Annotated in this window: 8 protein-coding genes; 2 read left to right on the plus strand and 6 right to left on the minus strand. The window is 71.9% G+C overall.

Going from position 1 to position 9,932, the window contains the following annotated elements:
• Positions 1-115: 115 nt before the first annotated feature.
• Together AB0J55_RS31765 and hisN are read right to left on the minus strand one after the other, a co-directional pair.
• The gene (locus tag AB0J55_RS31765; RefSeq protein ID WP_364256707.1) at positions 116-3,385 is read right to left on the minus strand and encodes a GH92 family glycosyl hydrolase; all 3,270 of its coding nucleotides are present in this window, start codon (positions 3,383-3,385) and stop codon (positions 116-118) included.
• Between the two features lie 134 nt (positions 3,386-3,519).
• Positions 3,520-4,305 carry a histidinol-phosphatase gene (gene hisN / locus AB0J55_RS31770; RefSeq protein ID WP_364256709.1) on the minus strand — a complete coding sequence of 262 codons (786 nt, stop codon included), beginning with the start codon at positions 4,303-4,305 and terminating at the stop codon, positions 3,520-3,522.
• Between the two features lie 42 nt (positions 4,306-4,347).
• On the opposite strand from hisN, the gene AB0J55_RS31775 reads away from it, so the two are divergent.
• The gene (locus AB0J55_RS31775; RefSeq protein ID WP_003105231.1) at positions 4,348-5,043 is read left to right on the plus strand and encodes a response regulator transcription factor; all 696 of its coding nucleotides are present in this window, start codon (positions 4,348-4,350) and stop codon (positions 5,041-5,043) included.
• A gap of 4 nt (positions 5,044-5,047) precedes the next feature.
• Positions 5,048-6,331: an ATP-binding protein gene (locus AB0J55_RS31780; protein WP_364256712.1), complete on the plus strand. Its 1,284-nt coding sequence runs from the start codon at positions 5,048-5,050 to the stop codon at positions 6,329-6,331.
• Here AB0J55_RS31780 and AB0J55_RS31785 read toward each other — a convergent pair.
• The 4 genes from AB0J55_RS31785 to AB0J55_RS31800 form a co-directional block, all read right to left on the minus strand.
• Positions 6,328-6,960, minus strand: a complete 633-nt coding sequence (locus tag AB0J55_RS31785) for a response regulator transcription factor (protein ID WP_364256715.1) — start codon at positions 6,958-6,960, stop codon at positions 6,328-6,330. The two genes, AB0J55_RS31780 and AB0J55_RS31785, sit on opposite strands and share 4 nt — an antisense overlap.
• 105 nt (positions 6,961-7,065) lie before the next feature.
• Entirely contained in the window at positions 7,066-7,710 is a 645-nt protein-coding gene (locus AB0J55_RS31790) for a response regulator transcription factor (RefSeq protein ID WP_364256718.1), read from the minus strand.
• A 20-nt stretch (positions 7,711-7,730) separates the two neighbouring features.
• Positions 7,731-8,579: an NAD(P)H-binding protein gene (locus AB0J55_RS31795; RefSeq protein ID WP_364256721.1), complete on the minus strand. Its 849-nt coding sequence runs from the start codon at positions 8,577-8,579 to the stop codon at positions 7,731-7,733.
• Positions 8,576-9,862, minus strand: a complete 1,287-nt coding sequence (locus AB0J55_RS31800; RefSeq protein WP_364256724.1) for an MFS transporter — start codon at positions 9,860-9,862, stop codon at positions 8,576-8,578. The genes AB0J55_RS31795 and AB0J55_RS31800 overlap by 4 nt, the downstream gene beginning before the upstream one ends.
• Positions 9,863-9,932 lie beyond the last annotated feature (70 nt).

Below are 9,932 nucleotides of genomic sequence, written 5' to 3' on the forward strand. Positions count from 1 at the left end.
GGGCTTCCCCAGGGGCTCGCGGGCGTCGTGCCCGGAGTCGACGGAGAAGAACCAGCCGCGAACCCACGGTAGCGCGTGGCGGCGGCCGGGGGGAAGGACCGGCCGCCGCCACCCGTCAGCTCACCGCGTAGGTGAAGATGTGCGCCTGTCCCGCGCCGGTCGACGCGGGCAGAGTCACTGACTTGACCTGCTTCGCCGGGTCCAGCGCGATCGGGGCCGTCGCGAACAGGTACGACGTGTACGGCCGCTGGAGCCGGAACATGTACCGCGGGAACGCCGAGTTCACGTACGGCACCGATGCGACGACCGTGTTCCCGAACTGCGGTGTCTCCGCGCCGCCCTTCAGCAGCCACTCCGACAGACCAAGGGAAGCCTGCTGCGTCGAGCCGTCGGTGTAGGTGACGGTCACCGTGCCCTGGGCGTCCGCGCCGGTCGCCGCGCCGAGGAACGACAGCTTCGTCGCGCCCGGCGGTGGGGCGTTCACCGCAAGCGTCTGCCCGGCCGCGATGACGTTGTCCGGTGACCCCGTCGGGCTCGACGGCCAGCGGAACTGCTGGCCGTTCACCGTCACCGTGGCCCCCGGTGTGATGCCGTGGGAGGCGAACCCCTGTGCCGAGTAGGAGAACGCGAATCCGCCGGGGTAGAGGTCGGTCTCGCCGAAGTCGCCGTACTGGACGAGCTTGTCGTCCGTGACGCCGACGTTCGTGTTCGCCGCGTGCAGGGTCCCCGGCCGCCCGACCGTCACCGGCAGGTACGCGGGCACCGGCTGCCCGCTGAACGTCACCGGCACGCTCAGGTACGCGTCCGCCGACCGGGTCGCGGTCACCGTCACCTGCTGCGTGGCGGTCCCGTGCGCGCCGACGGTGAGCGTCCCGCTCAACGGCGTCACGGTGACCCCGGCCGGCGGGTTCGCCTGCCAGGACACCGTCCCCGCGCCGGTGATGCCTTCCGCGATGACCGTGGCCGTGGTCCCGGAGCCGGGCGCGACCACGACCCGGCCCGGGCCGACGCGCCCGCGCACCGGAACCTCACCGTCGCGGAACGACGGCGGGGCGTCGGAAGCGCCCGAGCCCCACGACGTCGGCGACGCGCCGAGCGTGAAGTCCAGCCGGCCGCCGTTCACCGCGAACGACTCCGGCAGCCACGGTTTCGTGCTCGGCTTCCCGTTCATCCGGAGGCTCTGCACGTACTTCACCGAGCTGGACGCGCCGGGCGCGGTGATCGTGATCCGCTGCCCGGTCGCCCGCGTCAGCGTGATCTTCGGGAACATCGGGCTGGCCAGCACCAGTTCCGCGCGTCCCGGCGCCTCCGGGTACATGCCGAGCGCCGCGAAGACGTACCAGGCCGACGTCGCACCGAGGTCGTCGTTGCCGGGCAGGCCGTCTTCGGTCGGCTTGAACAGCAGTTCCGCCGAGCGCCGCACGATGTCCTGCGTCTTCGACGGCGCGCCCGCGTAGGCGTACTCCCACGGCACCTCGAACGACGGCTCGTTCGACATGAACGCGTACGGCGAGCTGGCGTCGCTGTTCAGCTTCGTGAAGAAGAAGTCGAGACGCTTCTTCACGGCGTCGTCGCCGCCCATCGCGTCGAAGAGGCCGCGGACGTTGTACGGCACCATCCACGTGTACTGCGCCGCGTTGCCCTCCTGGTAGCGCATTTCCTGGTACTGCGCGGGATCGAACGGCGAAAGGAACTGGCCGTCGCGCATCCGGGTCTGCAGGTAGCCGGTCGCCGGGTGGTAGACGTTCTCCCAATACTGCGCGCGGCTCATGAACTGCTGGTGCGTCTTCGCGTCCCCGAGCCGCTGGGCCAGCTGGGCGATGCCGAAGTCCGCGGTGGTCTCCTCGAGCATGTCGGAGACGTTGTTGGGGTGGTAGCCCAGCGTCAGGTAGTCCGACAGGCCCGGCCGTTCGAGCGCGCGCTCGCCCGCCTGCTGGACGCGGGTGGCGCCGTTGACCATGGACTTCAGCGCGCTGCGGGCATCGAAGTCGGTGGCGCCGAAGGCGTACGTGCTGGCGATGATCGAGTGGTACGGATCCCCGCCCATCACGCCCATGAAGTCGTTGTTCTGCGACCAGCGGTCCCAGATCCCGCCCGCCTGGTCGGCCTGGTTGAGCATCGACTGCGCCATGTCGGCGGCTTCGTGCGGGGCCAGCAGCGACAGCAGCTGGACCTCGTCGCGGTAGGTGTCCCAGCCGGAGAAGTTCGCGTACTGCGCGTGGCCGGGCTTCGCGCGGTGGATCGCCTTGTCGAAGCCCGCGTAGCGACCGTCCACATCGGAGAAGACGTTCGGCTGCATGAGGGTGTGGTAGAGCGCGGTGTAGAACGTCCTGGTCGCCGCGTCCGTGCCGCCCTCGACGGTGATCTGCCGCAGCCGGTCGTTCCAGGTCCGGCGTGCGTCGGCCTTGACGGCGTCGAAGGAAGCGCCGTGCTGCTCGGCGGCGAGGTTCAGCCGGGCCCCTGCGGCGTCCACATAGGACAGGCCGACGCGCACCTGCACCGGCGTCGCCGGGTCGAAGGTCAGGTAGGCGCCGGAGCCGCCGTCGGCGGTGACGACCTGCTTGTCCCACGTCGTCTTGCTCAGGTTGCCGCCGCGTGCGCTGGTGCCGCCGGGGGTCACGGTGGCGTTCTGCCAGGTCCCGGACGTCCGGAACGGCTGGTCGAAGGACGCGGTGAAGTACACCTTGTACGTGTTCGGGCCGCGGCAGAAGTGGCCACTGGACACCCAGCCTTCGACGGTCCGCCGGGCCGGGTCGACGGTGACCGAGGCGTCGTCGCTGCCCATCGCGGACTGCGCGACGTCGATCAGCAGCGTGGCGGGGGAGCCCTTCGGGAAGGTGAAACGCCCCAGGCCGGAGCGCTGGGTCGCGGTCAGCTCGGTGGTGATGCCGGAGTCCGTCGTCACCTTGTAGTAGCCGGGGGACGCGGACTCGTTCGCGTGGCTGAAGGTGGGGAAGTACTTCGTCGCGTCGACGGCCGGGGACGTCGAGATCTGCCCGGCGAAGGGCAGGAACGGCACGTCACCCGCCGCGCCGCCGCACCCGGCGCCGTTGAAGTGGGTGAGGCTGAACCCGCGGAGGTGGTTCTCCTCCCAGGCGTAGCCGCCGTCGCGGTCGCGGGCGTAGTAGCGGCCCTGGCCGGCGGGCGGCTTGGGCTGCAGGGGCGTGTCGGGGCTCCACTGCACCATGCCGAACGGGACGTCGGCGCCGGGGAACGTGTCGCCGGCGTAGGTGTTGGTCTCGGGGGTGTCGCCGGCCTTGGCGCCGACGAACGGGTTGACGTACGCGGCGAGGTCCCGGTGCTGGGTGTCAGCGGTGTCCGCGGCCGCGGGGGCGACCGCGCTGACGAGGGGGACGATCAAAGCCGCGGTGACGACTCTGCGCATGCTCTTCCTCCCGGAGTGAGCGGGCGACCCGGGCTGACAACGTTGTCAACGGACCGGGTGACCCGGCGAGCACTGGGAGTGAACCACCGGTGGTTCAGACCGGTCAAGAAGTTCCCGCCGAGCGGCCCATCCGGTTACCGCTTGAGGATCGCCAGTGCCTCGTCGTGCAGCCGGCCGTTGGTCGACAACGCGCTCCCGTTGTCGTAGCGCGCGACGCCGTCCAGGTCGCTGAACCGGCCGCCGGCCTCGGTGACGATCACCTGCGCCGCGGCGACGTCCCACGGGTTGACGATGCACTCCGCGGCGACGTCCAGGGCGCCCTCGGCCACCAGCACGTGGTGCCAGAAGTCGCCGAAGGCGCGGGTCTCCCAGCAGGCGTCGACGAGGCCGAGGTACTTCTCGCGCGAGTGGTACTTCGTCCACGAGTTCAAGTCCGTTGTGGACAGATAAGCGTCCGAAAGGGACGAAACCTTCGAAACCGACAGCTGCCGGGTGCCCGCGGAATCACTCGAAAAAGCCCCCGAACCGGTGGCCGCCCACCAGCGGCGGCCCAGCAGCGGTGCGCTGATCATGCCGACGACGGGGTCGCCGTCCGCCACCAGAGCGATGAGGGTCGCCCAAACGGGGACACCGCGAAGGAAGTTCTTGGTGCCGTCGATCGGGTCGAGCACCCAGGCGCGGCCGGTCGCGGCCGATCCGCCGCGTTCCTCGCCCAGCACGGCGTCTTCGGGGCGTTCCGCCGCGAGCAGCGCGCGGATGGCGTCCTCGACCGCGGTGTCGGCGTCGGTCACCGGGGTGCGGTCGGGTTTGCGCTCCACCGCCAGGTCCAGGGCGCGGAACCGCGCCGTCGTGATTGCGTCGGCGGCGTCAGCCAGCCGGGTGGCGAGAGCCAGATCATCTCCGTAGCCAGGCACGGTCACGATGGTTTCACGCCCGTCCGCCGTACAGTTGGCCAGGTGAGCATGGTCCTACTTGCCGAAGACGATCCGGCCATCGCCGAACCGCTCTCCCGCGCCCTCGAACGCGAGGGATACGAGATCCACGTCGTCACCGACGGCCCTTCGGTGCTCGACGCCACCGCCGCCCAGCGCGTCGACCTGCTCGTGCTGGATCTCGGCCTGCCCGGGATGGACGGCCTGGAGGTCTGCCGGCGGCTGCGGGCCGGCGGCACCGAGCTGCCCGTCCTGATGCTCACCGCCCGCACCGACGAGGTCGACTTCGTCGTCGGCCTGGACGCGGGCGCCGACGACTACGTCGCCAAGCCGTTCCGGCTCGCCGAGCTGCTGGCCCGGATCCGCGCCCTGCTGCGCCGCCGGGTGCCCGAGGTGCTGGAGGCCGGCGGGGTGCGGATGGACCTCGGCGCCCGGCTGGTCACCGTGGACAACCACGAGGTGCAGCTGGCGAACAAGGAGTTCGAGCTGCTGCGCGTGCTGATGAGCCGCGCCGGGCAGGTCGTCAGCCGCGACGAGATCCTCGCCGAGGTCTGGAACGACCTCGAGTCGAAGACGTCCAAGACGCTCGACATGCACATGTCGTGGCTGCGCCGGAAGCTCGCCATCGCCGCCGACGAAGCCGCCGGCCGCACCAGCAAGACACACGACGGCGAGCGGCGGATCGCGACCGTCCGCGGCGTCGGCTTCCGCTTCAACGCCGAATAAGCTCGTGCGCCGCCGCATCCTGCTGGCCATCCTGCTGGCCGTCGCGGTCACCGCGGCGGTGCTGGGCATCCCGCTCGGCATCGTGGCCAGCTGGCAGATCGAGTCGAGCTACCGCGAGACCCTGGCCGAGAACGCCCGCGCGGCGGCGGCGATCCTCGACACCGAGATCGCCAACGGCCAGGAGATCGACCTCGACCAGGTGCGCGCGGCGGTCCCGGCGAACGGCCTGCTGACCGTCCGGGCCAGCGGCCAGACCGAGAAGCGCTACGGCAGCAGCCCGGGCACGGACACCGTCACCGAGACGGCCGACCTGGCCCGCGACGGCAAGGTGGAGATCGCCGTCCCGGCCGGCCCGATGCACGAACGGCAGACCACCGTCACGCTGGTCGTCGTGCTGCTGGTGCTGCTGTCGGTGGGCACCGGCGCGGTGGTCGCGATCGCGACGGCCAGGCGCCTGGCGAAGCCGCTGCGGCACGTCGCCGAGCGCGCGGCCCGGCTCGGCGGCGGCGACTTCCGGCCCGACCCGAGCCGCTACGGCGTCGGCGAGCTCGACATGGTCGCCGAAGCACTGGACGCGTCCGGCACCGCGCTGGCCCAGCTCGTGCAGCGCGAACGCCAGCTCGTCGGGGACGTCTCGCACCAGCTGCGCAGCCGCCTGACGGCGTTGCAGCTGCGGCTGGAACCGCTCACCGTGCACCCGGACGACGAGGTGGCCGACGAGTCGAAAGCCGCCCAGGAACAGGCCGACCGGCTCGCCGAAGCCCTCGACGAGCTGCTGGCGGCGGCCCGCGCGGCGCGCGAGGTCGGCGCGGAACCGGTGGACCTGCCCACGCAGCTGCCGGAAATGGCGCAGGAATGGCGTGAACTGCTCCGCTCGGAGGGCCGCAACCTGCGCACGCGGGTGGCCGACGGGCTGATGGCCCGGGCCACGCCCGGCCGGCTCCGCGAGGTCATCGGCGTCCTGCTCGACAACGCGCTGCGGCACGGCTCGGGCACGGTCACCCTGATCGCCCGCCGCGGCGACGCCGAAGGCACGGTGGTGATCGAGGTCAGCGACACCGGCTCCGGCGTGCCCGACGAGCTCGCCCCGCACATCTTCGAACGCGGGTTCTCCGGCGGCGGCTCGACGGGTGTCGGGCTGGCGCTGGCCCGGGCCCTGGTCGAGGCGGACGGCGGCCGCCTCGAACTGTCGAACCGCCGTCCGGCGGTGTTCAGCCTCTTCCTGAAGGTGCCCCGGCCCACCGACGTCCCCGAAGTGCGCTGGCCCGCCGAGCGCGTCCCGCGTTAGATCAGCCCCTCCCGCAGGGCGTACGCGACCGCGTGCGACCGGTTGCGCAGCTGGAACCGGTTGGTCACGTCGTGGAGGATGCTCTTGACGGTGCGCTGGGAGTAGCACAGCTCGTCGGCGATCTCCTGCGTCGAGTACCCGGCCGCGACGAGCTTGAGCACCTCCGTCTCCCGGTCGCTCATGCCGCCGAGGCGCAGCCCGCGCGGCTCGAGCACCTGGCGCTGCAGCCGCGAAACCCGGTTGAGCAGCCGGCCGAGCAGATCGGGCGGCAGCGCGCCCTCGCCGGCCGCGGCCGCCTTGATCAGCCGGACGAGCACCTCCGGCCCGGCGTCGGCGCGGCGGGCGACCGCGCAGACCCCGTGCTCGACGGCGCCCAGGATCTCGTTGTCGTCGACCTCGCCCGCGACCAGCACGATCTTGGTGAAGCCCTGGTGGTGCAGCGCGGACAGCAGCTGGGTCATCGGTTCGTCGAGCCGGTCGGCGACCAGCAGTGCCACCTGGGCCGGGTCGGCCGGGTCCCCGTCCACCACCCGGACGTCGTCACGCGAACGCAGGGTCAGGCAGGCGCCGTTGTGCAGGATCGGATCGGTGGCGCGGACGACCACCGGTGTCCGGTCGGTTTCGAACATCGTTCCCCATTTCCCCTCGAAACGGTGCAAGCTGCCCAGCCTGCCCGCCAGGGTGTCCCGGGCGCATGGGACCGGCGTCCCGAAGTTGCCCGGGCCGTCAGGGTGTCAGGACCGGCCGAGCCCGGCGTCCCGCGCCCGGACGATCGCCTCGGCCCGGTCGGCGACGTGCAGCTTGGCGAAGACGTTCGAGATGTGGTTGCGCACGGTCTTCGGGCTCAGGCACAGCGTGCGGGCGATGACGGTGTTGCTGTGCCCGGCCGCGATCAGCGCGAGCACCTCGCGCTCGCGCCCGGTGAGCTCGGGGAACACCGGATCGGTGGCCGGCGGCTGGTTGAAGAAGGCGAGCACGCGGTTCGCGATGTCGGGGCCGAAAATGGCCTCCCGCCGGGCGACCGCCTGGACGGCCCGGATGATCTCGTCCGGTTCCGCGTCCTTGAGCAGGTAGCCCCGGGCGCCGGCGCGCATCGCCGCGAAGACCGACTCGCTTTCGTCGGCCATCGTCAGCATCAGCACGCCGGTGCCCGGGTTCGCCGCCACGATGCGCCGGGTCGCCTGGATCCCGGACAGGTCGGGCAGGTGCAGGTCCATCACGACGACGTCCGGCCGCAGGGCGGCGGCGGAGGTGACGGCGTCGGCTCCGCCGGCGGCCTCGCCGACGACCTCGATCCCGGGTTCGGCGGCGAGCAGCGTGCTTACGCCGATCCGGAACAGGGGATGGTCGTCGACGACGAGGACGCGCAGGTCGCTCATCGGCCCTCACCTCCGCCTCGTCACTCCTGGTGATGGTACGCGGACGCGTTCTCCTGCGCCCAGGCCGCGAACGTGAGCGGCGGCCGGCCGAGCACCCGTCCGACGGTGTCGAAGACGACGTGCTCGTGCGCGGCGGACTCGCGTTTGAGGGCGAAGAACCCGTCGACGGCTTCGGCGGGCCAGCCGTACTTGCGCATCATGCGCTCGCGGGCCGCGCTTTCCGGCTCTTCGACGTACTTCACGGGACGGCCGATCGCCTCGGACAGGATGGCGACCTGCGCTTCGGTGGTGAGGGCCTCGCCGCCGGTGAGCTCGTAGGTCGCGCCTTCGTGACCGGACGTGGTGAGGGCGAGCGTCGCGACCGCGGCGATGTCCCGGACGTGCACCAGCGCGGACGCCGGGTCGCCTTCGGGCACGTACACGGCGTTCTCCTCGCGGATCGAGCCCAGCCACGCGAACCGGTTGTCCATGAAGGCACCGGGTCGCAGGATCGTCCACTCGGGACCGGCCGTGCGGATCGCCTGCTCGGCTTCGGCGTGGGCGCGGCTGATCGGGTCGGTCTGTCCGAAGTGGACACCCGTGGTGGACAGCTTGACGAGGTGGGTGACGCCGGCCCGGGCGGCCGCGTGGGCGACCGCCGCTTCCCGGTCGGCGCTGTGGCCTTGGGTCAGCACGAACACGCGGTCCGCGCCGGCCAGGAGGGCGGGCAGGTCCGCGGTGTCGAGGTCGCCCCGGACGACTTCGGCACGCGGGTCGATGCGGGCCTTCGCCGGGTCGCGGGTCAGGGCGCGGACGGCGGCGCCGGCGTCGAGGAGGGCGGGGACGAGGTGGCGGCCGACCTTGCCGGTGGCGCCGAGGACGAAGATCATCGGAGGTTCTCCTGGCGGTTGAGCGGAACGTGGGGGAGGGCGAGCGCCGTGGCGAGCCCGAGGGCGAGCACGGGCAGCAGGGCGAGGAACACGCCGTGGGTGCCGGCGGTGTAGGCGACGCCGAGCGCGACCGGGCCGAGGGCCGAGCCGAGCGCGCGGGCCAGGTTGACCCCGGCGGCGACCGCGCCGCGGTCCGCCGAAGGCGCGGTGTTCTGCGTGGCCATGGCCAGGACCTGCATGTTCAGTCCGGCCGCGACCCCGAAGACGACCAGGCAGCCGAGGATGGCCGGCAGGCCGAGCACCGCGAGCAGGCCGAGGGCCATGCTCAGCCGCGGCGCCCACCGGTAGTGGCCGGTGCGGGCGATGACCCTGCTCGTGACGAGGGAGGCGGCCGCCACGGCGAGCGTCATGGGCACCAGCCGCAGGCCGCCTTCCGCCGGGCCGGCGTCGGCCTGCAGCAGGACCGCGATGTAGTTCACCGAGCCGAGGAACGCGAACCCGGCGAGCACGCTGAGCCCGATCGACACGCTGAACGTCCGGTCGCGGAAGAGCCGCAGCGGCAGCACGGGAGCTTCGGCTCGGCGTTCGACGAAGACGAACGCGACGGCCGAAGCCGCGCCGAGGGCCGCCGACCACGGCGTCAGCAGGGTGAAGCCGGTGATCGCGACGCCGAGCAGGACCACGCCGGCGAAGTCGAACGGCGCTTCCCTTCGCCTTCTCGGCAGGTCGAGAGTCATGAGGCAGACCAGGGCGACGAGCCCGAGCGGGAGGTTCACCAGGAAGATCGACCGCCAGCCGGCCACGCCGGTCAGGAGGCCGCCGACGACCGGGCCGGCGAGCGAAGAGACGGCGAAGCAGATCGAGAACCACCCGAAGTACTTCGCGCCTTCGCGAGGCGTGAACATTTCGCCGAGCGAAGCGCCGACGGAGACGAAGAGGCCGCCGGAGCCGGCGCCCTGCAGGACCCGCCCCGCGACCAGGAACACGGCCGACGGCGCCAGGCCGCAGGCGAGCGAACCGAGCAGGAAGAGGGCGAGGGCGCCCAGGAGCACGCGTTTGCGCCCGAAGACGTCACCGAGCTTGCCGTACAGCGGCGCGGTGGCGCTGCCGGCGAGCAGGTAGACGGTGGTGACCCAGGCGTAGGCCCCGGTCCCGCCGAACTCGCCGGCGATCCGGGGGAGTGCGGTGGCGACGACCTGGGCGTCGAGCATGCCGAGGAAAACGGACAGGAACAGGCCCGTGAGAGCCGTTTTTCGAGCGCGCGGAGGCGCAAGAGTGGTCAAGAAAAGTCCTCGTGGAGAAGGGACGAATGCGGCGGACGTGCGTCAGGCACGTCCCGTCGAGTCGGGAAAA

Origin of the sequence: Amycolatopsis sp. NPDC049688, from assembly GCF_040674975.1 — a bacterium.
Taxonomy (GTDB): domain Bacteria; phylum Actinomycetota; class Actinomycetes; order Mycobacteriales; family Pseudonocardiaceae; genus Amycolatopsis.

Excerpts from the sequence above, each read along its gene's own strand:
- AB0J55_RS31795 (WP_364256721.1), bottom strand. The coding sequence starts at position 8,579 with ATGATCTTCGTCCTCGGCGCCACCGGCAAGGTCGGCCGCCACCTCGTC.
- AB0J55_RS31785 (WP_364256715.1), bottom strand. The coding sequence starts at position 6,960 with ATGTTCGAAACCGACCGGACACCGGTGGTCGTCCGCGCCACCGATCCG.
- AB0J55_RS31790 (WP_364256718.1), bottom strand. The coding sequence starts at position 7,710 with ATGAGCGACCTGCGCGTCCTCGTCGTCGACGACCATCCCCTGTTCCGG.
- AB0J55_RS31775 (WP_003105231.1), top strand. The coding sequence starts at position 4,348 with ATGGTCCTACTTGCCGAAGACGATCCGGCCATCGCCGAACCGCTCTCC.
- AB0J55_RS31765 (WP_364256707.1), bottom strand. The coding sequence starts at position 3,385 with ATGCGCAGAGTCGTCACCGCGGCTTTGATCGTCCCCCTCGTCAGCGCG.